This window comes from Streptomyces sp. C36, assembly GCF_040932295.1.
Taxonomy (GTDB): domain Bacteria; phylum Actinomycetota; class Actinomycetes; order Streptomycetales; family Streptomycetaceae; genus Streptomyces; species Streptomyces triculaminicus.
On sequence record NZ_JBFQGI010000001.1, the window covers coordinates 78,531 to 101,707 of the forward strand.

The 23,177-nt window shown below is 68.9% G+C and carries 13 protein-coding genes and 1 pseudogene; 6 read left to right on the top strand and 8 right to left on the bottom strand.

Annotation, left to right across the window (positions count from 1 at the left end):
- Nucleotides 1-123 precede the first annotated feature (123 nt).
- The 3 genes from AB4K12_RS00370 (at nt 124) to AB4K12_RS00380 (ending at nt 2,513) form a co-directional block, all read left to right on the top strand.
- Nucleotides 124-519, top strand: coding sequence for a TlpA family protein disulfide reductase (locus AB4K12_RS00370; RefSeq protein WP_368432189.1), 396 nt, complete (start codon nt 124-126; stop codon nt 517-519).
- 189 nt (nt 520-708) lie between these two features.
- The gene (locus AB4K12_RS00375) at nt 709-1,494 is read left to right on the top strand and encodes an electron transfer flavoprotein subunit beta/FixA family protein (protein WP_086570012.1); all 786 of its coding nucleotides are present in this window, start codon (nt 709-711) and stop codon (nt 1,492-1,494) included.
- A 56-nt stretch (nt 1,495-1,550) separates the two neighbouring features.
- The gene (locus tag AB4K12_RS00380; RefSeq protein WP_368432190.1) at nt 1,551-2,513 is read left to right on the top strand and encodes an electron transfer flavoprotein subunit alpha/FixB family protein; all 963 of its coding nucleotides are present in this window, start codon (nt 1,551-1,553) and stop codon (nt 2,511-2,513) included.
- Between the two features lie 813 nt (nt 2,514-3,326).
- On the opposite strand, the gene AB4K12_RS00385 is transcribed toward AB4K12_RS00380, so the two are convergent.
- From AB4K12_RS00385 to AB4K12_RS00395, 3 genes are all read right to left on the bottom strand, one after another.
- On the bottom strand, nt 3,327-3,722 hold the full coding sequence (locus AB4K12_RS00385; RefSeq protein WP_368432191.1) for a hypothetical protein: 396 nt from the start codon (nt 3,720-3,722) through the stop codon (nt 3,327-3,329).
- Between the two features lie 268 nt (nt 3,723-3,990).
- The gene (locus tag AB4K12_RS00390; protein WP_368432192.1) at nt 3,991-4,716 is read right to left on the bottom strand and encodes a hypothetical protein; all 726 of its coding nucleotides are present in this window, start codon (nt 4,714-4,716) and stop codon (nt 3,991-3,993) included.
- Between the two features lie 896 nt (nt 4,717-5,612).
- Nucleotides 5,613-6,020 (bottom strand): hypothetical protein, encoded by a 408-nt coding sequence (locus AB4K12_RS00395; RefSeq protein ID WP_368433159.1) that lies wholly within the window; start codon nt 6,018-6,020, stop codon nt 5,613-5,615.
- Nucleotides 6,021-6,090: 70 nt separating this feature from the next.
- On the opposite strand from AB4K12_RS00395, the pseudogene AB4K12_RS00400 reads away from it, so the two are divergent.
- Nucleotides 6,091-6,657 (top strand): annotated as a pseudogene (locus AB4K12_RS00400) (site-specific integrase); the annotation flags it as partial.
- 170 nt (nt 6,658-6,827) lie between these two features.
- Here AB4K12_RS00400 and AB4K12_RS00405 read toward each other — a convergent pair.
- The 4 genes from AB4K12_RS00405 to AB4K12_RS00420 all read right to left on the bottom strand — a co-directional run bounded on the left by AB4K12_RS00405 (nt 6,828) and on the right by AB4K12_RS00420 (nt 19,916).
- Nucleotides 6,828-7,385, bottom strand: a complete 558-nt coding sequence (locus AB4K12_RS00405) for an Imm1 family immunity protein (RefSeq protein WP_368432193.1) — start codon at nt 7,383-7,385, stop codon at nt 6,828-6,830.
- A gap of 18 nt (nt 7,386-7,403) precedes the next feature.
- Nucleotides 7,404-18,323, bottom strand: coding sequence for a LamG-like jellyroll fold domain-containing protein (locus AB4K12_RS00410; protein ID WP_368432194.1), 10,920 nt, complete (start codon nt 18,321-18,323; stop codon nt 7,404-7,406).
- A 257-nt stretch (nt 18,324-18,580) separates the two neighbouring features.
- The gene (locus AB4K12_RS00415) at nt 18,581-19,090 is read right to left on the bottom strand and encodes a BMP family ABC transporter substrate-binding protein (RefSeq protein ID WP_368432195.1); all 510 of its coding nucleotides are present in this window, start codon (nt 19,088-19,090) and stop codon (nt 18,581-18,583) included.
- 139 nt (nt 19,091-19,229) lie between these two features.
- Nucleotides 19,230-19,916 carry an NAD(P)-dependent oxidoreductase gene (locus AB4K12_RS00420; RefSeq protein ID WP_368432196.1) on the bottom strand — a complete coding sequence of 229 codons (687 nt, stop codon included), beginning with the start codon at nt 19,914-19,916 and terminating at the stop codon, nt 19,230-19,232.
- A gap of 94 nt (nt 19,917-20,010) precedes the next feature.
- On the opposite strand from AB4K12_RS00420, the gene AB4K12_RS00425 reads away from it, so the two are divergent.
- Together AB4K12_RS00425 and AB4K12_RS00430 are read left to right on the top strand one after the other, a co-directional pair.
- Nucleotides 20,011-20,727 carry a TetR/AcrR family transcriptional regulator gene (locus AB4K12_RS00425; protein ID WP_368432197.1) on the top strand — a complete coding sequence of 239 codons (717 nt, stop codon included), beginning with the start codon at nt 20,011-20,013 and terminating at the stop codon, nt 20,725-20,727.
- Nucleotides 20,728-20,836: 109 nt separating this feature from the next.
- Nucleotides 20,837-22,138, top strand: coding sequence for an aldolase (locus AB4K12_RS00430; protein WP_368432198.1), 1,302 nt, complete (start codon nt 20,837-20,839; stop codon nt 22,136-22,138).
- Here the strand turns inward: AB4K12_RS00430 and AB4K12_RS00435 are convergent.
- Nucleotides 22,118-23,107 carry a LacI family DNA-binding transcriptional regulator gene (locus AB4K12_RS00435; RefSeq protein ID WP_368433112.1) on the bottom strand — a complete coding sequence of 330 codons (990 nt, stop codon included), beginning with the start codon at nt 23,105-23,107 and terminating at the stop codon, nt 22,118-22,120. The two genes, AB4K12_RS00430 and AB4K12_RS00435, sit on opposite strands and share 21 nt — an antisense overlap.
- Nucleotides 23,108-23,177 lie beyond the last annotated feature (70 nt).

A 23,177-nucleotide genomic window follows, 5' to 3' on the forward strand; every position in this document is an offset into this window, starting at 1 on the left:
AAATTTCCCCGCTTCCCCGGGTGCTGCACCCTGGAAACCGGACAAGTGCGGGGCGAGCCGCGGAGAGGGACGAGCGTGCCGGATCAGGACGGGGAGACCGTGCGGCGTCAGGATGGGGAGTCCGTGCGGCATCAGGACGGGAAGTCCGTGCGGCGTCAGGACGGGGAGTCCGTGCGGCTGAGCGCCGCCGACATCGGCGCGGAGCTGGGCGCGCGGGCCACGCTCGTACAGTTCTCCAGCGCGTTCTGCCAGCCCTGCCGGGCGACGCGGCGCGTCCTGGGGGAGGTCGCCGCGATGGTCGACGGCGTCGCGCACGTGGAGATCGACGCCGAGGCCCGGCTGGAACTCGTCCGCGCCCTCGAGGTGCGCGCCACCCCCACCACCCTGGTCCTCGACGCCGACGGCCGGGTGGTGCGCCGCGCCGCGGGCCAGCCGCGCAGGGCCGACGTCATCGCGGCCCTCGGCGCCGCCGTCCGACACGCCGTGGCGCCCGGGGCCTCAACGGTTCACGGGGCCTGAGCATCCCTTTTCGCCGCGTTGGGCAGATCACAGTCGACCGGCCTTGCGTTCGCCGCACACCCTCGATGTACTGACGAGTAACATTCCGGTCGGGGGCTCAGTCCGCACCCACCGGAGTCCGCCCCCACAAGGCGCCTATGCTGCCTGCCAAGGCAGCTTTGATAGAGACGATGCAGTAGGAGAGCCGGCGTGAGCTTGAGGATCGTTGTCACTGTGAAGTACGTGCCCGACGCCACCGGCGACCGGCACTTCGCCGAGGACCTGACCGTCGACCGTGACGACGTGGACGGTCTGCTCTCGGAGCTCGACGAGTACGCGGTCGAGCAGGCGCTGCAGATCGCCGAGGAGGCGGACGACGCGGAGATCACCGTGCTGACCGTCGGCCCCGAGGACGCCAAGGACGCCCTGCGCAAGGCGCTGTCCATGGGCGCCGACAAGGCCGTCCACGTCGAGGACGACGACCTGCACGGCACCGACGCGCTGGGCACCTCCCTGGTGCTGGCCAAGGCCCTCGAGCACGTCGGCTACGACCTGGTGATCTCCGGCATGGCCTCCACCGACGGCGGCATGGGCGTCGTCCCGGCGATGCTCGCCGAGCGCCTGGGCGTGCCGCAGGTGACCCTGCTCTCCGAGGTCAAGGTCGAGGACGGCAAGGTCACCGGCCGCCGCGACGGCGACTCCGCCAGCGAGCAGCTCGAGGCGGCCCTGCCGGCCGTCGTGTCCGTCACGGACCAGTCCGGCGAGGCCCGTTACCCCTCCTTCAAGGGCATCATGGCCGCGAAGAAGAAGCCGGTGCAGTCCCTGGACCTGTCCGACCTCGGCATCGAGGCGGAAGAGGTCGGTCTCGAGGGCTCCTGGACCACGGTCGACGAGGCCGCCGAGCGCCCGGCCCGTACCGCCGGCACGGTCGTCAACGACGAGGGCGAGGGCGGCAAGAAGCTCGCCGAGTTCCTAGCGGGCCAGAAGTTCATCTGAGCTCCTGACACCCGACCCCTCAACCGCCCTCGCAATTCCCGCAGGAGAGCAGATCCATGGCTGAAGTCCTCGTCTACGTCGACCACGTGGACGGCGCCGTCCGCAAGCCCACCCTCGAGCTGCTGACCCTCGCCCGCCGCATCGGCGAGCCCGTCGCCGTGCACCTGGGTGCCGGCGCGGACACCGCCGCCGCGACGCTGGCCGAGTACGGCGCGGTGAAGGTGCTCGCCGCCGACGCCGCCGAGTTCGCCGACTACCTCGTCGTACCGAAGGTGGACGCGCTGGAGGCCGCGTACAACGCCGTCTCCCCGGCCGCCGTGCTCCTCCCCTCCTCCGCGGAGGGCAAGGAGATCGCGGCCCGCCTCGCGGTCCGCATCGGCTCCGGCATCATCACCGACGCCGTCGACCTCGAGGCCGGTGACGAGGGCCCGGTGGCCACGCAGTCCGTCTTCGCGGCCTCGTACTCCACCAAGTCCCGCGTCACCAAGGGCACCCCGGTCATCACCGTCAAGCCCAACTCCGCCGCCCCGGAGACCGCCCCGGCCGCCGGCACGGTCGAGCAGCTGGCCGTCTCCTTCGGCGAGAAGTCCACCGGTACCAAGGTCGTCTCCCGCACCCCGCGCGAGTCCACCGGCCGCCCCGACCTGACCGAGGCCGCGATCGTGGTCTCCGGCGGTCGCGGCGTCAACGGCGCCGAGAACTTCGCCATCGTCGAGGCCCTCGCCGACTCCCTCGGCGCGGCCGTCGGCGCCTCCCGCGCCGCCGTCGACGCCGGCTGGTACCCGCACACCAACCAGGTCGGCCAGACCGGCAAGTCGGTCTCCCCGCAGCTGTACATCGCGGCGGGCATCTCCGGTGCCATCCAGCACCGCGCCGGCATGCAGACGTCCAAGACGATCGTCGCCATCAACAAGGACGCCGAGGCCCCGATCTTCGAGCTCGTCGACTACGGCGTCGTCGGCGACCTCTTCGAGGTCGTCCCCCAGCTGACGGACGAGGTCAAGGCCCGCAAGGGCTGACCCCTCCCCATCGCTGTAGCCAAGAAGCCCCGCCGAGTGATCTCGGCGGGGCTTCCCTTGTGTTGCGACTCCAGCATCATGCCGTCCGCCGGGCCGTGCGCTCGCGCCCACTGGTCGAGGGGCCGGCCTGAGCTCAGGTCAACGAGCCGCGAGCCCGCCCCGGCCGGCACAGAGTCACGCTTGCTTCGCTCCTGGGGGCCATGTGAACAAGTCCGGTGGCCGGACCAAACACGCGACGGCCGACTTGATGTCCTCATCCGTGAGAACAATCAAGTTCCAATCGACCGCCCGGACCCAGAACATGCCGACCCGGGGGGCCGAATCCAGCACTTCGAAGAACTCGTTCCACCCGAATCTCCCTTCTCGGACGGCATCGATGCTCGTGTACCTGTACCAATAATTTTCGGAAAGTGTCTCGGAAGACGCGATGCACACATCGACGAAGTCGCAGAGGCCGTCCAAGAGCCCTTCCATGGCTTGCGCGGGGACCAGTTTCAGTGACGAGCACTGAGGCCTCGTCAGTACAGACCTAATGCTCGCACTTGGTATCTTTCGCATGCTGCCCAATGCCCCTCCATCAGTAGTCGGTGATCCAGATCGCTTGGATGCGTGCCCGGCCAAGCCGCACGTGGCATCCCCCTCGCGGTTCCCTGACGGACAGGCTGTTCGGCTGGCCGCGCCAACACAGAGGAGCACCGCAGGTCTCACAGTGAGGCCCTATCAGGGAATTCCGACAGGGCCTCTGCTCCATCGTCAGCATCCGCCCCTGGAGCAGTATTCACGACTTCTCGGGCTCCGCGCAGCTAACAATGATCAGGTTTGCGTTGAACCCGGAAGCCATTCAAACGAGTTGGGTGGCCCGACCAGACATGCGATCACTGACTTGATGTCCTCATCGGTAAGCGCGATCAGGCTCCAATCGGCCGCCTGGATCGAGAAGAGACCAACCGGAGGCGAGTCGAATTCCAGGACTCCGAAGAACTCGGTCCAGCCGAATCTCTCCTCGCGGAAAGACTTGATGCTGTCGTATCGGTCCCGGTAGGTTCCTCTGAGTACATCGCGCGAGGCAATTCCAACGTTCACAGAACCGGAAAGGATTCCTGTGATCGCGTCCAAGGATTGATGAGGAATCAGCTTCAGAGAAGCGCAACGCCTCTCTCCAAGGATTTTCCTGATGTCCTCGCTTGGAACGCTTATCGTGCTTCCCATGGATTTTCTCCTTGTAGCAAGCCAGTGGGGAGATGCCCATGGCATCGCCCCACTGAACCTACGACCTGGTCGAACCCGAGGTCATCGGCATGCATCCCGGACAGGTCGGACGGGGTTCTCCTTCATAACCCTTTGGATTATGACCTCGCTCTCCTCGGAGTGCACGCTGAGCTCAAGACTGGTCGTTCACATGAACGTGGTTCCTGCCGCTCGGGATGGCGCCTCTCGGAACTCGGCGGCACGGCGCACAGCTTCATCGCCACTCGACTCATCGAATCACCGCCGCCGCCCAAACGGTGACCTCGTCGGCCGACATACTCAGTTCCCGGCCGTTACCGACAACGCACCACTGCCCGTCCCATCGCACCATCCACTTCTCGTTCCGGTGGTTCCACAGCTCAAGACAGGCATCCTGGGCACCCTCAAGGAGCCGCAGCTCGTGCAACAGGTAGTCCGGCGAGACGAAGGCCGGCAGCTCACCGATCGTTCCTGCCCCGGTTTGCGGGTTGTTGAAGCGCACCAGCACAAACGGACTGGGCTTGCGGTTCAAATCCGAGGTCTTGAGCATACGACTGAATCGCTCGGCAGCTTGATCCGCCGATTCAGTACCCGAGATCTCGGATGAGTAGCCCGGAAAAACCCCGAATACAACGCTGTTGAGATCCGGATCTCCAGGGAAGAGTCGATGGGCCTCCGGCCTGATCCGGCCGATGACATCGAAATCACGTCCAGGCCAGGAGAATCCTGGCAGAGCGATCAACGACTCCGGCCGCCCAACCACCTCGTCCTCCCGTTCACGTACGAACTGAAGGACGGCGCGGCACAGTTTTGCATCATACGAATCCTTGGTGTTCAGTCTGAACACATGCCGGCGGTCTGAACTCAATGCCGCCAACAGGACGAATCCGGGAGCGGGGGACCACTGCCAGGCGTCCGAAACGCCTGAGAGCGGCCCCGCGTTGGGAAGTGCAGATAGTTTGGTGACAATATCCATCTTCAGACTTCCCCTGCCTCTGGCTTAGCGGCTGAAATTTGGCCCCGAAGGCCATTCGGCGGGACGCTCGATGCTGTGAGCTGACGCCGGGCCGACAAGGAGCAGGGAACTGGCTCACATAGGCCCGAATCCTTCTTCCTTGCTGACCTTGAGCAAGGAAGAAGGCAGGGTGCTGGTGTGCCGGGCTCGCCGGTCGCTGCGGGCCTCCCCTGCGAGCGTGACGAGCATATCGGCGTGCACCAGGGTTGCGGCCGGGTCGCCCGGGCGTTAGGTGTACCAGTCCCTCAGCCAGCGGTCGTCCTCGGCGGCCGCGTACGCGAGGATTCCCAGCCGGTACCACCGCAGGTTCCAGTCGTCCTGCCCGGTTGCGCCGAACCAGTCGGCGGCGGGTCCGCCAATCGCCGGCGAAAGCGGCCGCCCTGATCGCGTCCGCCTCCGGATCGGGCCCCGGGCGCCGAGCGTCGAGCTCCCCGGCCGGCACCATGCCGTACTTGGCCGGGTCCAGAGCTCTGCGCGCGCCGAGAACGGCGTCGGACGTCTTTTCGCCCCGCAGCCGACGGTTCTTGACGGCCATGACGGGGACGCCGACCAGCGACGAGGCGAGTATGCCGCCGCCACTTCGAAACTCAGGAAACCCCGCCGAGTGAATCTCGGCAGGGCTTCTGGCCTCTCAAGGAAACGCGTTAATCGACCGGGTCGAGTTCCGTTCCCTCGTCTACGGTCTCCGGCTCGAGAAAGTGCCTCAGGTCCTCTTCTCTCCCCGGCCAGTCGAAGGTGCTTGAGCATGTGCAGAGGAGCCCTGCAGGGGCCATCTCCCGACAGGGCTCCTCTCACTCGGCAGGTTCATGACGAGGCCGTGCCAGGAGGTCCTGACATGGCCTCTGTATGGTCGCCCATCACGGACGGGCTGAATCCCAAGGGACGTTCGGTGCACGTCCGACCCAGTCCTCGATCTGTTCGACCGTCGACTTCAGGGTTACGAAGAACTCATCCCCCGATTGCTTTCCGGACTTCCAGAGACTCCAGGCCTCCAGCAGGCTGTCGACCAAGTCGATGTAGTCGAGGGCCAAGTCTGCCGGATCGCACCAGAGAAGGCCTCTGGTCAATCCTTTCTTGACGACCTGCCCGTACCACCAGTTGAATCTCAGATCTCCGGCGATCAATCGGGCTGCAAGATCGTCGCGTGCGGCTCCGTTGTACGGCTCATGGGTCAGCAGGTCGATCATCGCCAAACGAAGTTCGCTGACATTGACCCGAGCATTGGAAGGATCGTCACTCATCGAGGGAACGTCTTGCTCGCCCATTTCATGGACCCCAACCTGTCTGAAGGTAGTTCACTGCTTCCCTCGGCTTCCGCAGCCCGGGCACAGTATTCTCTTCGGCCTGCGCTGAGAGGACCTCGACCTGGCTGGCGGAACCGTCGGCATCCGCCGCACTCTCCAATGCGCCAACTCCGGCGGTCTGACCGCCCTCCCGACCAAGACCCAGAGCTCCGAGCGGCGCATCGCCCTGCCGACGCCGTGCCTGCGCTCTCTCGAACAGCACCGCACCCGGCAGCTCCAGGAACGCGAAGCGCAGGCGCAAGCTGGCCAGAACAGTGACTATGTGTTCACCCGGCCCAACGGTACCCCGATCGAAGGGGCCATCCTCACCCGGCACTTCACCACGTTGCTCCACCGGGCAGGACTCCGCCGCATCCGGTTCCACGATCTCCGCCACTCGGCGGTGACCCTCCTCCTGGAACAGGGCGTCGAACTCGTCGTGATCAAGGAACTCCTCGGCCACGCACGCATCGGCGTCACCGCCATCGTCTACGCCGTCAGGCTCCGCCTCCAACGAGGCGCCACCGAGACCCTCAGCGCGACGCTCGGCAGCATGGCCACCGAGACGGCCAACGGCAACGGCGACGACCCGCCACCTTGCGCCGCCCTCGTTCGCTGACGTTGCCGTCAACTACTGCCGTCACAGCACCAGAAGCCCCTGTCAGGTGGAGCCTGACAGGGGCTTCTGGTGCTGGAGAAACATACCTTGGTGCTGTCGCCCATGGCGTCTGAGCAAGGCTAGGCCTGCACCAAGCTCACAGCCGCACTACCGGGCACGGCGGGACGCAGCTATCGAAGGCTGCCCCAGTCGATTTCCGGATCCTCGACGACGTCGACCATGGACGGCCGGTCGAGGCGCTGCCCGTTCATGTGACCGGAAACCCAGTTGACGATTTCAGGTCGATCCCCCGAACGTAGACGGCAGAATTCCTCCACCGCAGCCTGAATTCGGGAAAGCGGCAGAGCGCTGGCCGGGTCATGGAAGAGTGGATACCCAGGGTCTGAAACGACGCGCGGATCGAAATCAAGAGGTTCCGGGTTATCGGAAATCCAAACGGAATCATAAACCCCTCCCTCTTTATGGAATTTCTCATCAACGAACCACACTAGAGCCCCATACCCGTGGCGTCGATTGACCGCCACGCGCAGGTTACTTCCCGCTACCGGATCGTTTTCAGCATGCTGTCGGCCAGCGATGCAGAACCACGCATCTTCGCCTGGATAGTAGGAGCCCCCAACCTCCCCCTCTCCCTGCAAGCCGTTCATCACCTCGGCGACAAGCCGTGAAGTCCCGTCCGGGCTCTCGGCGTAGCGCCACTCACCCTTGAAAAATACGCTCAGAAACATGTCCCCTCACTTTCCTGATCATCCAACCCGCGCCCGGCCATGGAGCATAGCGCCCTGCATGCTACCTTCTGCGTCTCTGAACCAGACTGTCATGTTCGAACCTTGGGGAAGGATCGCCGGGACTGCTGATGAGCACGAGAATTTTCCTGCGCACGGTCCGCCAGAATGGTTGATCACGACATCTAGTGACGTTACGCCAGCCTGCCGCATACGCCAAGCAAGCTTCGTCTCCACGTGCGTGATTGACGCGTGGGGTCCACTCGCCGGATTCGCTATGTCCGGTGAATCCATGAGGAACTGGTTGATGTCGTCCGAGGAGGAAGAGTGGCCACTCTTGAACGGAGCTCCAACTTTGGATGCGCCCGAGCCGCCGATATTCACAACCTGCCCGACCGTGGGGTCACCGCTCGCGCGCGCCGGAAGCCCGTCAGCGATACCACCGACATTGCAGTTGTGAACTAGTACTGGCGTAGCCCCGGCCAGCACATAGTACGTGTGCAGGCCGTCGACCGTGAGGTCGTACGTGACCGCGTCCGCGTGGTACAGCCGGACCGCCTTGACCTCGACGTTGCCGTCTTCGGTCTCCAGCAGGTCGCCCTCGTGGAGGTCCTTGGCCTCGACGAAGGAGGACTGGGTCTGGTCGTAGAAGGGGTGGTGGTAGGTGGTGGTGATGGTCGACGGGGAAGCCGTCGACGCTGTGGCCGCGGTCGGGGTCAGGGCCGCTGCCGCAGTGGCCACCGTGGCGGCGGCGGTCGCGGCCTTCTTCAGGACTCGGGCACCCAGGCCAGCGGTCTTGGTGGTCGGGGCGACCGTGACGTCCACGAAGTCGCGGTCGGTGCGCGTGACGATGACCTTGTCGACCTTGTGGGTCTCCGTGGTCCCCGGCTTGCCCGGTACCGCGTTCTTGACCTGGTCGCCTGCCTTGATCTCGTCGATCCGCTTGGACGAGCCGTCGGCCATGGCCACACGGGTCTCGCCCGTGAAGCTGTGGGCAGTGCCGCAACTGGTGGACCGGCGCTTCACTCCGGCTGCCAAGGCACCGCCTATCGCACCGCCCACCGCACCTTCCGCCGCGCCGCTGGCCGCCGCCCTGCCCGCACCGGACCAGGAGCAGCCCGCCCCGCTGTGGGAGCAGCTGATGCCGTATTCCGTGGCACCGACGGCTCCGCCCGACGCGCCGCCTACGACGGCGCCTTCGAGCGTGCTGGTGACGACCTTCGGCAGGATGCTGCCGAGTGCCGACTCCGCGAGCTTGCCGCCGAGCGCGCCGCCCAGCGCGCCGCCGATCGCGCCGCCCGCGGCGCCCATGCCGACCGCGCCCGCGAAGGCGCTCACCGAGCAGCCACCGGCCTGGCCGGACATGCACTTCGCGCCCTGGCTGATGGCTCCGCCGACCGCGCCGGCCAGTGCGCCGCAACCCGCCGCGCCCACGATGGGGCCGATGCCCGTGGGGGCAAGCGCTGCCTCGCAGCCGGCGAAGACGACAGCCGAAGCGGCGAACGAGGCGATGGCCGCGGCGTGGTTCTTGACGAAGACCGCGGCGGTATTAACTGCCTTGGCGGTCGCGTGGTAGGCGGTCTTCACCGCTTGGACGGTGTGGTGATACGCGTGGCTCACCACATGTTTGGTCACGTGATAGGCGTGACTGGCGGTGCGTCTGACGTAGCGGTAGCCGTCGTGGACCGCCCGGCTCACCCGGGACACCTGTCGGTGCACGTAGCGCGACGCCGCGTGGTAGGTGTGCTTCACGTATGACGAGGCACGGTGGTACGTGCTGGAGACCCAGCTGGAGGCGTGCTCGTAGGCGCTGGTCGCCCAGGAGGACACGGTGTTGGTGACGCTGCTCGTCCAGGACGAGAAGCTGTTCCAGCCGCTCGAGACGGCGGACGTCGTGCTGTGCCAGGCGCTGGACGCCTTCTTCTTGAGGTTGCCCCACCAGCCGTGGCCCGACGGGTCGGTGCCCTTGAGGGGGTTGTCGTCGACGTACGCGAACGGGTTGGCGGTGACCGAGTTCGGGACCGGGTCGAAGGCCATCGTGTCGCGGTTCATGAACTGGCCGGTGGACGGGTTGTACCAGCGGGCGGCCATGTTGACCTTGCCCGAGGCGTTGTCCGTCCAGCCCGACTGGTAGCCGAGCCGGCCCAGCGGGGCGCCGGTGGTGCCCGTGGGGTTGCCCAGCGGGTCGTAGCCGACCGAGCCGCTCAGTTCCGTGCCCGTCGCCGTGAAGTTGCCGATCACGTCGTCGTGCTGGTCGGTCAGGGCGAGGACGCCGGCGGCGGACGCACCGGGCGTGCCGATGCCGATCAGGCCGCCGTCGGGGGTCCAGGTGTAGGTGTTGCCGCCGTCCGAGGCCACGGTGTTGCCGGTACCGGTGTAGGCGAAGGAGACCTTGGCCGCGTTCGCGCCGGTGGCGGTGACGACCCGGCCGAGGGCGTCGGTGACGTACGTCTGGGTGCCCTGGGTGAGCTGCTGGTCGAAGGCGTCGGAGGCGAAGGCGGTCGGCGTGCCGGTGGCCGTCGCCTGCTGGGTCATGGTGCCCCGGGCGCTGTACCGGTAGGTGTTGACTCCGTCGCCGGTCAGCTGGTCGCGGGCATCGTACGTGTACACGTTGGAGCCGACCCGGACGCGGTTGCCCGCGTCGTCGTAGCCGTACGCGGTCGTGGTGGTGCCGTTGTTCCAGGAGGTGAGGCGGTCGGCCCAGTCGTAGGTGTAGGTGTTGTTGGACGGGCCGGCCAGGCCGTTGGCGGTCTTGCTGGTGATGTTGCCGTTGGTGTCGTAGCCGTAGCCGATGGAGGCGACGGTGTTGCCCGCGGCGGTCTTGAGGGTGTCGTCGGTCAGCCGGTGCAGCTTGTCGTAGCCGAACCTGCGGACGTTGCCGTCCTTGTCGCCCTGCGCGTACTGGACGCGGGACGGCTTGGAGAGGGCGTCGTAGGTGTAGGTGAGCCGGCTTCCGGTGACCGGGTCGGTCAGGGTGGACAGGCGGCCGGCGTTGTCGTAGCCGTATCCGGTGGTGCCGGCGGCGTCGGTGCGGGCCGTGACCAGGCCGTCGCCGTCGTAGGCGAAGGAGCTGGAGCCGGACGTTCCGGCAGTGGTCAGCAGCTGGTCCCGGTCGTTGTACGTGAAGGTGTTGGACGTCGCCGGGACGGCGGCGCTCCCGGTGATGGCGCTGGTCGCGGCGGAGGTCATACGGCCCTCGGCGTCGTAGCCGAAGCTACGGGTGGCCGTGCCGATCTCGGCACCGCTGCCGGACTGCGTCGTCAGGTTGCCCAGGGCGTCGTACTCGGAGGTGACCTTCACCCCGCCGGGCGCGGTCTGCGTCACCGGCCGGCCGGCCGCGTCGTAGGACGTGGTGAACGTCGAGTCGGCGGCGCTGGTGTAGCTGTAGGTGGACGTCGACACCGACGGCTCGACGACCGACTCGGGCAGGTTCCAGGAGTTGAACGTGTAGTAGCGGGCGTTGCCGCGGCCGTTGGTGAAACGGGTGCGGTGGCCGGCCGGGTCGTAGCCGAAGCCGGTCGTGATGGAGTGCGTCGCGTCGACCGGCTGGACCTGGCCGGTGACCTGGCCGAGCGCGTCGCGCGTGAAGGTGCTGGTGTGCTGGTTGGCGTCCGTGGAGGACAGCAGCTCACCGGCGGCGCTGTAGGTCGCCGACCGCGTCGAGAGCACCGTCTTCTTGTCGGTGTCCAGCGACTGCGTCCGGACCGGGTTGCCCAGCTGGTCGTAGGTGACGGTGTTCCACGTGCCGTCGGGCAGGCCGACGGCCGTCTTCTGGCCCTTCAGGTCGTAGGTGTTCTGGGTGGTGTTGCCCGCGGCGTCGGTGACCTGCGTGATCTCACCGACACGGTTGTAGCCGTAGCTGGTGCTCACACCGTTCGGCGAGGTGGTGGAGGCCAGGAAGGCGCCGCCCGGGTTGCTCGCGGAAGCCGCGTAGGAGTGGGTCGTGGTCGACGTGGTCGTGCTGGGGAAGCGCTCCAGGGCCGTCGTGGTGAGCTTGCGGCCCATGAAGTCGTACGTCGCCTGCGTCTGCGCGCCCGACGGTGACGTCACCGACAGCGCCTCGCCATTGGCGTCGTACACGGTACGGGTGACGCCCTTGTTGGCGTCGGTGACCTGTGTGACGTCGCCGAGCTGGTCGTAGACGTAGCCGGTGGTGTGCTTCAGCGGGTCCGTGATCAGCGTGACGTTGCCGAGCGCGTCGTACGTCCAGTTGGTCGTGGCACCGGTGATGGGTGTCACGGCGCCGGGCGGCGTGTAGCCGGGCAGCGTCTGGGCGGACTTGCGGCCCTCGGCGTCGTACGACGTGGTGACGGTGTTGCCGTTGGGGTCCTGCGTCTCCGTCTGGTCGCCGAAGGTGTCGTAGCCGGCCGTGGTGGTCGGGTGCACCAGGGCCGGCGCCCCGCCGTTGATCTCCGCGTTGACCGCCGGAGCGACGGTGACGGTCTGGTGACCGGCCTCGTCATGGGCGTAGCTGGTGACGTTGCCGTCGGGGTCGGTCATGCTCACCGGCAGACCCCGTTTGTCCAGCTTCCAGCTCGTCGTCGCCTGGTCGCTGGACGCCGTGGTGCCGCCGGATCGGTCGGCGCCGTACAGACGGGTGACATCGTCGCCGGACAGGGCGCGGGGGTAGGCCTGGACGTTGTCGATCGCGCCGTTGACCTGGTTGTACAGGCTGCCGCCGATGGTGTGGAGGGCGCCGAAGGTCGTCTGGCCGGGGGCGTTCCAGGGGCTGGAGTTGGTCGCCGTGCCGGCCTGCCGGCCGTTGACGTAGAGCTTCATCGCGCCGGTGTCCGAGTCGAACGTCGCGGCGAGGTGCGTCCAGGCTCCGGCGGTGGCGCTGCCCGCCGGCGCGAACGCGGCCGGGTAGGCGGCGGTGGGGCCGTCGTTGGTGCTGGTCGCGAAGGCCCAGGCCTTGGTGGCGGCGCTGTAGCCGAGGTAGAGGGACTGGTGGTTGGCGCCGCCCTGACCGACGAAGGTCTGGTCGTTGGAGGTCTGGCTGTTCAGCTTGACCCAGGCGGATATGGAGTACGACGACGCGGTGTTGAGCGCGGGACCGTTGGTGCCGATCACGCTGGTGGTGCCGTTGAGCGAGGCCGCTCCGTCGTTCCAGGTGACGTTCGTGGCGACGGCGGTGTTGCCGGTGCCGGAGGCGTCGGTGACGGTGGAGCCGGACGTCTGGTTCAGCTGCCACCATCCGGTCGGGCGGCCGACGCCGTCCTGCCGTATGGAGCGACCGGTCAGGTTGCCCATCGCGTCGTAGGTGGAATTGGTGGTGTGGACGGTGTCGCCGCCGTCGCTGAGGGTGCTGGTGGCGACCCGGTCGTCGGGCGTGTACGACACCGTGGTCGTGCGGTTGACACCGGTCGGGTCGACCGTGGTGGCGGTCACGCGGTCGGCGGCGTCGACGGTGGATTTGGTCACCGTGGCGTTGTTGTTGGTCGCCTGCTGGATCAGGTTGCCGGCCGCGTCGTAGGTGTTGGCCTGCTGGACGAAGGTGTTCTTCCCCGCCGCGTCGGACTTGGCGATCGTCGCGGTGAGGTCGTTGTCGGTGTAGGTGTACGCGGTGGTGTTGCCCATCGCGTCGGTGATGGACTGCAGCCGCCCTGCCGGGTCGTAGGCGCGGGAGGACTGGACGAGGTCCTTCGCCGGCGAGGGGTTGGCCGGGTCACCCGTGTAGCCCTTGAGGGTCTGGGTGAGCAGGTGCCCGTTCGCGTCGTAGGCGTAGGCGAGGGTGGTGCCCAGCGCGTCGCGCTCGGTGGCCTTGTTGCCGTACGCGTCGTAGGTGAAGGACGTGGTCGCCTTCGTCGCGTCGGTGTTCGTCTCCAGCTGGTTGTACTGGTTGTACGTGGAGGAGACGGTGCGCGGCGCGTCGCCGCCGGAGAGGTCGGCGACGGTCTGCGAGGTGACCAGTCCGTCCGCGTCGTAGACCGTGCTGGTCCTCGCCTGGTGGACGGCACCGGTGACGCGGTTGGTCACCGACGGATCGGTCTGCTCCACGACCTGCGACTCGGCGTCGTACTTGTACTGCGTGACCAGGCCGTCGGGGAAGGTGTCGGAGACGACCTTCTTGGTGACCGGCCGGCCGAGGTTGTCGTAGCCGAAGCTGGTGACCATCCCGTTGGGGTCGGTCGTGGAGGCGACGTCGCCGTTCTTGAAATAGCTGATCGTCGTGGTGGCACCGCCCGGCGAGACCGTCCTGTACGGCAGGCCCTTGGGCGCGTAGCCGCCGTCGGCCGCCGCGATCGACGTGCCGTCGGTGTAGGCGACGGTGGTGCTCCGGCCCTTGGGCGAGCCCGGCACGGCCGGGGTCGTCACACCGGTCTTGTTGCCCGCCGCGTCATAGGAGAACGACGTCAGATACGTGTCGTCCGTCGCGGAGGACGAGCGGCCGTCGCGCACGGTGGCCGGCAGGTCGTTCTGCGGGTTCGGCGTCAGCTGAGCGCTGGTGTCGTCCGGCAGGTACGTCATGTACGTCGTCGAACAGGCCTGCGCCGCCTGGTTCTGGCACGTGGTCCGGGCGACCTCGTTGCCGCGCACGTCATGGCCTGTGGTGACGACGTTGCCGTTGGGGTCGGTGACCGTGTGCTGGAAGCCGGCGGTGTCGTAGCCGTAGGTGGTCTTGGAGCCACGGCCGTCGATCTGTGCGACGGTGCGGTTGCCGTTCCACAGGTCGTACTGATACGTGACCGTCTTCGTCCCGGGGTCGGTGACCTTGACGACCTTCAGCGGGGACAGCCCGCTCGCGTTGCGCCCGGCGGACCAGTGGGCGGCGGCGTCGCCGCCGCTGAGCTCGGTCCGGTAGAAGGCGGCTTCCGCGATCGAGCCGGGGAAGTAGCCGAGGGCGTTGGTGGGACGGGCGGGCCAGCCGTTGGACTCACCGGCACCGATGTAGTTGTACCCGGCGGCCGAGCCCTTGAGCGCGGCCGTGGTGGAGCCGACCTGGACGCCGTCGAGGTACAGGTGCTGCCCCTTGCCGGATCCGGTCAGCAGGGTGTGGTGCCACTTGCCGTCGTTGACCTGCGCGGACGAGGTCATGCCACCGGAGACGCCGTTGGTGTCCCAGAACTTGCCGTGCAGCTTGCCGTCGGTACCGACGTAGAGCGCCGGCGTCCAGTCGCCGGCGGTCGGGTTCGGGCCGTTGACGGCAGCGCTCGACTGGCTGAACAGGACGCCGCCCGCGGTGTTGCCCTGCGGGGACCTGAACCACAACTCCACCGAGTTCGGTCCGGCCTGCACCTGCTGGCTCTCGGGCAGCCGGACGAACGAGGACGACCCGTTGAAGGCCGCGCCGGTGGAGTCGGTGAAGGGGCCCTCGGAGCCGAGCGTGACATTCGCGTAGGTCGCGGTGCCGGAGTTCACCTCATTGGTCGCCTGTCCGGCACCGGCCGAGTCGCCGAGCCGGTAGTAGGCGGCCGGGGCGGAACCGAGGACGGAGGAGCGGTAGACCTCGCTGGAGCCCTGCACCGTGGGCGCGCCCATGGCCCAGGTGCCGCCGTTGGAATCGGTCAGCCGTGTGACGTCCGCGGTGACGGGGTCGTAGGAGACCGAGGCGAAGGTCTTGCCCGAGGGACGCACGACCGAGCTCAGCAGTCCGGCCTGCTTGGTGGCGGCGCGGTACAGGTCGGTGACCTCGGGCTGGCCCAGCGGCTTCCCGTAGAAGGAGACGTTGGACAGGGAGCCCTTGAAGTAGCTGCCGTAGAACGTCGTCGAGTTGGGGTGCGGCTGGTCGGGCCAGGTCCAGCCGAGGTAGCCGGTGCCCAGGTAGACGTTGCGGGACAGCCAGGGCTGGGCGTTGCCGCTGTCGCCGATGGACTGGTAGCCGGGTGCCGTGCCGACCTTGTTGCCGTCCAGCCACATGGTCTGCGCGGTCCAGGAACCGGCGAGGACGACGTGGTGCCACTTGCCGTCGGTGACCGACGCCGAGGTGGTGATGGGCTTGGTCTGCGTGTCGTACCAGAACAGACCGTTGAGCTTGCCGGAGCCGCCGACGTAGAGCATCGGCATGAAGTTCCCCACCGTAAGGGTGTCCTTCACCGGCTTGTCGGAGGAGGAGAAGAGCACTCCGGCCGTGTTCGACGTGGTCTTGAACCACAGCGAGACGGACTGGGACGACGAGGCGTACAGCCCCAGGTTCGGCAGCTTGACGGACGAGGACGTGCCGTTGAACTCGGCCGCGGTCATGCCGCTCCCGGCCAGCGGTCCGGGCGCTCCGAGGGTGACGTTGCTGTAGGTGGCGTTGTCACCGCCGGCCTGGGAGAGGACGGCGCTGGCGGCCGTGGTACCGGAGGTCTCGGCGAGCGGCCAGTACGACGTGGGGCCCTGGTCGAGGACCTGGTTGTGGTACTGGGAACCCGGGTTGTAGCCGTAGCGGGCGCAGCCGGTGGTGTCGACCGGTGAGCAGACCTGGGTCAGCTGGTCGCCGGTGTAGGAGTACGTCCAGGTGGCCGCGGTCTCCGGCTTGCCGGCGGTGGCCGGGTCGGTGACCACGGTCGCGACGTGCGCGGCGGTCGCGCCCGGTGGCGTGGACCAGGTCAGGTTCAGGGACCGGCCGGAGACGGCCGAGGACATGGTCGTGATGCGGCCGGAGGACCAGACGAACTTCTGGGCACGGCCGTTGGCGTCGGTGACGGACGTCAGACCGTACGCGCCCGAGCCGAGCGACTGGGTGAAGGCGTAGACCGTGGCGCTCTTGTCGGTGAGGGTGTAGCCGCCGCCGGAGACGGGCGCGAAGGTGGCGAAACGCCCCTGCGGTGGGGAGAACGAGCCGTCCGGGTTCTTGCCGTAGCCGACGGCTGATCCGTCGGGATAGGTCACCTGGACGCTGGTCACCGCGCCGGAGGAGTCGTACTGCTCGGCTGCCCTGGAGTCGAAGATGCTCGACCAGCCCGCGCCGAAGGCGCCGGTGACCCGGGGGTCACGGGAGTTGTAGTCGCGGGTGACCGTCAGGGACGGACCGGGGGTCGAGACGTTGGCGTCGGTGGCCGAGGTGGTGTAGTTGCCGATGGCCGGGCTGTAGCCGTTGCCGTCCGTGTTCTGGGACAGGCTCGCGGTCACCGGCGGCTGTGGCACCTGCGTGGTCATCTGCTGCCAGTTGGGGCCCGCAGAGTAGTTGGTGCCGTCGAAGGACTGCACTTCCCAGTAGTAGGGCTTGCCCCACTTCAGCTTGCCGGCCGGCACGGTGTAGGAGCTGGAGGTGGTCAGGCCCGAGTCGGCGAGCTTGTTGCCGTCGGTGTCGTAGACCTGGAAGTTGAACTTCGGCGCACTGCCGAGGTTGGGGTCGGTGGAGCCGACCGCCGTCAGCCGCGGGGTCAGGGTGTTCACCGGGGCGTTGTTCGCCGGCGTCGTCCGGTGGATCTGGGGCAGGGTGGCCCCGGTGTAGGTGATCTGCAGCATGGGGAAGCCGTCGATGTTGTTCATCGACCCGAACTGCTTCCAGTGCAGGTTGTCCGAGGTGGACGCGTAGACGGCCAGGCCGTAGTCGTTCGTGGCCCCGGAGGCCGAGGCCCAGTTGTTGAAGACGCCCGTCGACAGCGGCACCGTCAGCCGGTCGCCCTTGGCCAGGTCCCCCTTGGTGTTGCCGCAGCTGTTGGGGACGTTCGGCGTCAGGTTGCCGATCGAGGAACCGTAGGACGGACCGGGCCAGCTGGTGACCTGCTGCGGCGTCCATGCCTTGGTGACCGGCGCGACGTCGAAGCGCTGCGGAGTGCAGGTGGAGGACCAGATGGCGAACAGGCTCAGCTGGGCCGAAGAGACCGTGACCCGGGAGTTGTCCAGGCCCAGGTTGGGGAACTGGAGGTACGACACCGCGGAGTGCGGACCCGAGTCGTAGGAACCGACCTTCATGGTCAGTTCCATCGAGTGGTCACCGGGCTCGCCGGACTCCGCGAAGGTGGTGATGGGGCTCTCGTTGTTGACCGACGGGTCGACCACGACGGGGAAGACGCGCTTCTTGTCGTGCAGCCAGGAGGCGTCCAGCGTCATGCGCAGCGCCGTCTTGCCGCCGGACTGCACCAGGCGGTAGGTGACCGCGTGGGTGGTGGCGTGGTCGCCGGAGGCGCGGTCCACGTGGGAGTCGTAGGCGTAGGCGGGCGGGATGACCACCGAGGCCTTGCCCTTGGCGTCCAGCAGCTGGACGGAGCCGTTCTCGGTGAGGACGGGCCGCAGGCCATCGGCCTGAAGGGGGAACGTCCACTCGTTGCCGGCCTTGGCCGAGCGCAGGACCAGCGCCTCCTTCAGGCCGATGGGGCCCGAGTGGAGGTCGAGGTCGGTGTCCGGCAGGACGTTGCGGTAGTGGGCCGTGGATCCGGAGACCTCCGGCTCGACCGCCGCCGCACCCTGCAGACCGTAGGCCAGCGCGTGCTTGCCGTCGGACGCGACGCGGGCCAGCGCGGAGTCCGTGGCGCGGGGGGCGAAGTCGACCGCGATGGAGTTCGCGCCCTGGTGCAGACGGCCGTCGGAACCCTTGCGCACCGTGGTGTCGATGCGCTGCCAGTCGCCCCGGTCGTCCCGGTAGTTGACCGGTGCCGGCGTGAGGTTACGGGTGTAGGACCCGTCCTCGTTCTGGTAGTAGTCGGAAGTGGCCGTGGACTTCGAGGCGACGCGCTTGCTGGTCCTGGCGTTGAAGCCCAGCCCGCCCTTGCTCGGGCCCTTGGCCACCTTGCGCGCGTAGGGCTCGTGGGCCGGCAGCTCGCCCTTGCCGTGCTGCGGCTTGGTGCCGGCGCCGCGGCCGGCGCGGGTCGAGGCCGCCGAGGCGTTGTGGCCACGGTCGGCGGCACTGCCGGACGCCTGCTGCGGCGTACGGCCCCAGTGCGGGGCCTTGCGGCCGGTGAGCCAGGAGGTCACGCCGGAGAGACCGGACCGGGACAGCGGCTCGAGCCGCGCTCCCATGGCTACGGCCTGTTCGGAAATCAGAATCGTGGCGAGGGCCGTGAGAACGGCCATCGCCACGGTACGGAACAGACCCGGATGTCTGTGTCTCCACCGGCCTGGCCGGTGGAGAACTCGGGGACGCATGAAAAACGACTCCAGTGAAGATCAACTGCAAAACAGCTGACTTTCACTCATAAGGGTGGTTTCGCACCAGAGTCATGATCATGATCTTAAGATTTCTTTACTTCACGATACCCGAGGTGACCTGCGAAAACGTGCGACCGCACAGGGTCCGAGACAGGGTTCGAGACAGGGTCCGAGTCGATCGGTCACCCCTTCGGTTCGCCCTGAACCGCCTCCTTCACCACCCGCGCGGCGGCGGCCCGGGTGCCTTCCGTCCGCGGAATCACCGTCACATTGCCCTCGGTCCTGCCGTCCCCGACGACCGCGAACCGCGTCTTCGGTGTCCGTCCGGCGACGTCGCGCGTCGCCGCCACCGGGGTTCCACCCACCGCGATCACGACGTCGCACCGCCGCTGGACGAGGGTGTTCACATAGGGCACGGCGTTCGCCGCGTTGTCCGGACCGAACACCGGGAGGTTCATCACCTTCGCCTTGGTGGCGAGGGAGGCGTCCTCCATCCCGGCCCAGACCGGGGCCGCCTCACGCCCCGTCACCCCCTGTGCGTCGGTCAGCAGGCAGGCGCTGTGGGCGCTGTACTGACGGGCCCTGGGCGCGGGATCCCCGTCGTCGTCCCCGCTCAGCACGACGGCCGCGATCACCCCGCCCACCAGCACCACTGTTCCGGCCCCGGCGGCCAGCCATGACTTGCGACGCATCGCGCGTTCCTCTCCGTGGGACCGGGCCCGCTGCCCGGTCGTCGAACCGCGCGAGCATAGGCACAAAGGGGGCCATTCCCGCCACGTCCCCCGTACGCGGTCGCGTACGGGGGTCCCGGAGTGCGCGCCTGACGGCAGGTCAGTAGCCTGCGGTGAAGCGGCGTTGGACGTGCCGGGGGGTCTCGATCTCGTCGAGCACGGCCACGGCGAGGTCCTGGGTGGAGATGTCGCCCGCTCCCTCCACGGGCGGCAGTACCTGGTCGCCGCCCACGCGGTAGCGGCCCGTGCGTTCGCCGGGCTCGATGCGGCCGGCCGACGGGCTCAGGTACGTCCAGTTCCGGTCCGACAGCCGGCACAGGTCCAGCACCTCGGCGTGGGCGAGCGCGACCGCGCGGTAGGCGGCGGGAACGTGCAGAACATCCGTCAGGATGCGGGCGAAGCCCTCCTCGTCGTCCAGGACGCGTACGCCCGGCGCCGACTCCAGGCTGCCACCGCCGCCGATCACGAACAACCGGGTGGCGGGATGGAGCTCCAGCGCCTTCAGCAGCGCGCGGGCGGTGTCCGGCAGGACGTGGGCGTGCGCGATCTGGTCGGGGATGTCGCCCCCCGGGGCGATGGCGTCGACCATGACGTCCAGCCCGGCGACGGCCCGTGCCGCCCCCTCGACGTCGCCCGCGTCCGCGACCCGCCATGTCGCGCCGCCCCCCTGTGCCGGAACGCGCGCCGGATCCCGCGTGAGGGCGGTGACCCGGTGGCCGCGACGCAGCCCCTCCGCCACGACCGCCCGGCCGATGAGCCCGGTGGCGCCGAGAACCCCGATGTCCATGGAAAATCCCCTCCCGAGTACACGGCGTGCATTCACTACACGCCGTTCAGTTTTTCTACGCCAGATAGTAACTCCGTGCCGTAAAGTGTCAACGGTGGTGAACGAGACGCTGAATCGCCGGGAACGACTGCGGGCCGAGACGGCCCGGGAGATCAGGACGATCGCGCTGAAGCTGATGGGCGAGGGCGGCCCGGACGCCATCACCCTGCGGGCGATCGCGCGGGAGATGGGCATGACGGCGGGGGCCATCTACGGCTACTACGCCACCCGCGACGACCTCATCACCACGCTCATCGGCGAGGTGTACACCGGCCTCGTCGACGCCGTGGAGGCGGCCCGCGACGCCCGGCCGGACGACGACGCGGCAGGCCGCCTGCTGGCGTGGGCCGAGGCGCTGCGGACCTGGGCGCTCGCCAACCCCCAGGGCTTCCGCCTCGTCTACGGCGACGCGGTCCCCGGCTACCGGCCGCCGGAAGGCGGTCCCGCCGCCACGGCGCGCGGACGTGCCTGCGCCGGGCTGGTCGGTCTGATCGCCGACGCGTGGCCGCACGCCCGCCCCGCCCGCCGCCAGGCCTCCTACGGGTGGCCCGACTTCGGCGAGGAACTGGGCGCCCGCATCCGGGCCGAGCACCCCGGCCTGCCGCCCGCGGCGGTCGCGGTGGCGCTGCGCGCCTGGGGGCGCATGCACGGGCTGCTGGCGCTCGAGCTCTACGGGCATCTCTCGCCCATCGCCACCGACCCCGGCGCGCTCTACCGCGACGAGATGCTGGACCTGGTCGGCTCCCTGGGGCTCGAGCCACCGGTCGCCTGACCATCCGTCGGGAGCGGGCCGTACGCACCGTTGACCCTTCGCCCGGGCCCGGATAGCTTCGCCGGACGGACAGTTGATTCCGTGCAGCGGAAGTGCGGAGGGGTGTCGCATGGGGCGGGAACAGGGCATCGCCACGACGTTCACCAGCGCGGTCGGCGAGCGCGTCGCGGCGTCCCTGGCGCGGGTGGACGCCGAGCTCGCGCGCCGCTACCCGGGCGATCCCGGCAGCCGCCAGCCCGTGCACACGGTCTACGTCCCGGCCGACGTCTTCGACGCCACGACCGTACGGTCCTGGGGCGACCGGGCGCTCGCCGCGCTCGACGAGCACGCGCCGGGCGCGGGGGAGTTGGCCCGCGTTCTCGGACTGCCCGGCGAGCTCGCGGATCAGGTCCACGAGCGCGTACGGGCCAAGCTCGGGCGCGAGCCGGTCGAGGATCTGCGGATCGACTTCGAGGACGGGTACGGGCCGCGTCCGGACGCCGAGGAGGACGCGGCGGCGGCGCGGGCGGCGAAGCTCGTCGCGGCGGCGTTCGAGGACGGGACGGCAGCGCCCTGCATGGGCATCCGCCTGAAGTGCATGGAGGCGGCCGTGCGCGAGCGGGGGATACGGACCCTCGACATCTTCCTCACCGGGCTGATGGCCGCGGGCGGTCTCCCGGAAGGGCTCGTCCTCACGCTGCCCAAGGTGACCTACCCCGAGCAGGTCGCCGCGATGGCCCATCTGGCGGGGGAGTTCGAGAAGGCGCGCGGGCTGGACGCCGGGCGGATCGGCTTCGAGATCCAGATCGAGACCACCCAGGCGATCCTCGGCGCCGACGGGCGGGCGACGGTCGCCCGGCTGATCGACGCCGCCGGGGGCAGGGCCACCTCCCTGCACTACGGCACCTTCGACTACAGCGCCTCCTGCGGCATCGGCGCCGCGCACCAGTCGCCGGACCACCCGGTGGCCGACCACGCCAAGGCCGTCATGCAGGTCGCCGCCGCCGGCACCGGCGTCCGCCTCTCCGACGGCTCGACCAATGTGCTGCCCGTCGGGGACACCGCACAGGTCCACGCGGCGTGGCGGCTGCACCACCGGCTCGTACGGCGGGCGCTGACGCGGGGTTACCACCAGGGCTGGGACATGCACCCCGGCCATCTGCCGACCCGCTACGCCGCCGTCTACGCCTTCCACCGCGAGGGCCTCGAGCGGAACGCGGCCCGTCTCGCCGCGTACACCGAGGGGATCGCGGGCGGCGCGGTGCTGGACGAGCCCGCCACGGCCCGGGCGCTGAGCGGAAGCCTGCTGCGCGGGCTGGACTGCGGCGCGGTGGACGCGGACGAGGTCGCCGCGCTGACGGGGCTGGGGCGTGGGGAGCTCGATGCGCTGGCGGGGCGCCGGGGGCCCGGGTCAGTCGCCGGCGGGCGGTAGTTCGCCGGAGCCGCGGACGATGAGGCGGGTCGGCAGCTCCACCCGGCGCGGCGCCTCCCCGGCGCCCTCCAGCCGGCGGAACAGCAGCTCGGCGGCCGTACGGCCCAGCCGGGCCGCGTCCTGGGCGACCACGGTGACACCGGGCGAGAGCAGGTCGGCCAGCTCCAGGTCGTCGAAGCCGACCAGCGCCACGGAACGGGGCAGGCGGGCTATGACGCGCAGGGCGGTGACGGTCACCCGGTTGTTGCCCGTGAACAGCGCGGTGACCGGGCGCGGCCCGGCGAGCATGCGTTCGACCTCCGCCCGTACGTGCTCGGGGGCGGTGGGGCCCAGCGACACCCAGCTCTCGTCCACGGGCAGCGCGGCGTCCGCCATCGCGGCGCGGTAGCCGCGCAGTCGCTCGGCGGCGGTGTGGATGCGCGGCTGGTCGCCGATGAAGCCGATGCGGCGGTGGCCGTGGGCGATGAGGTGGGCGACGCCCTCGCGGGCGCCGCCGTAGCTGTCCGAGAGCACCGCGTCGGCGTCTATGAGCCCGGCGGGGCGGTCGACGAAGACGGTGGCGACGCCCGCCGCGATCTCGGGCTCCAGGTAGCGGTGGTCGCCGCCCGCCGGGATGACGATCAGGCCGTCGACGCGGCGGGCGCAGAAGGCGAGGGCCAGCTCCCGTTCCCGTTCGGGGTCCTCGGCGCTGGAGCCGTTGATGAGCAAGGCGCCATGGCTGCGGGCCACCTCCTCGACGGCACGGTTGAGCGGGGCGTAGAAGGGGTCGGCGAGGTCCTCGAGGACGAGGCCGACGGAGGCGGTGCGGCCCTTGCGCAGGATGCGGGCGCTGTCGTTGCGGCGGAAGCCGAGGGCGGTGATGGCCTCCTGGACGCGCCGCTCGGTGTCGGGGGTGACGCCCGGTTCGCCGTTGACCACGCGGGAGACGGTCTTGAGGCCCACGCCCGCGCGGGCGGCGACGTCCTTCATGGTGGGACGGGTGCCGTAGCGGGGCGGCGGCCCGCCGCGGGCGTGCGTGCCACCGGCGGCGGCCGGCGCG

Excerpts from the sequence above, each read along its gene's own strand:
- AB4K12_RS00405 (WP_368432193.1), bottom strand. The coding sequence starts at position 7,385 with ATGTTTCTGAGCGTATTTTTCAAGGGTGAGTGGCGCTACGCCGAGAGC.
- AB4K12_RS00395 (WP_368433159.1), bottom strand. The coding sequence starts at position 6,020 with ATGGGCGAGCAAGACGTTCCCTCGATGAGTGACGATCCTTCCAATGCT.
- AB4K12_RS00430 (WP_368432198.1), top strand. The coding sequence starts at position 20,837 with ATGGGGCGGGAACAGGGCATCGCCACGACGTTCACCAGCGCGGTCGGC.
- AB4K12_RS00385 (WP_368432191.1), bottom strand. The coding sequence starts at position 3,722 with ATGGGAAGCACGATAAGCGTTCCAAGCGAGGACATCAGGAAAATCCTT.
- AB4K12_RS00410 (WP_368432194.1), bottom strand. The coding sequence starts at position 18,323 with ATGGCCGTTCTCACGGCCCTCGCCACGATTCTGATTTCCGAACAGGCC.
- AB4K12_RS00415 (WP_368432195.1), bottom strand. The coding sequence starts at position 19,090 with ATGCGTCGCAAGTCATGGCTGGCCGCCGGGGCCGGAACAGTGGTGCTG.
- AB4K12_RS00390 (WP_368432192.1), bottom strand. The coding sequence starts at position 4,716 with ATGGATATTGTCACCAAACTATCTGCACTTCCCAACGCGGGGCCGCTC.
- AB4K12_RS00380 (WP_368432190.1), top strand. The coding sequence starts at position 1,551 with ATGGCTGAAGTCCTCGTCTACGTCGACCACGTGGACGGCGCCGTCCGC.
- AB4K12_RS00420 (WP_368432196.1), bottom strand. The coding sequence starts at position 19,916 with ATGGACATCGGGGTTCTCGGCGCCACCGGGCTCATCGGCCGGGCGGTC.
- AB4K12_RS00435 (WP_368433112.1), bottom strand. The coding sequence starts at position 23,107 with ATGAAGGACGTCGCCGCCCGCGCGGGCGTGGGCCTCAAGACCGTCTCC.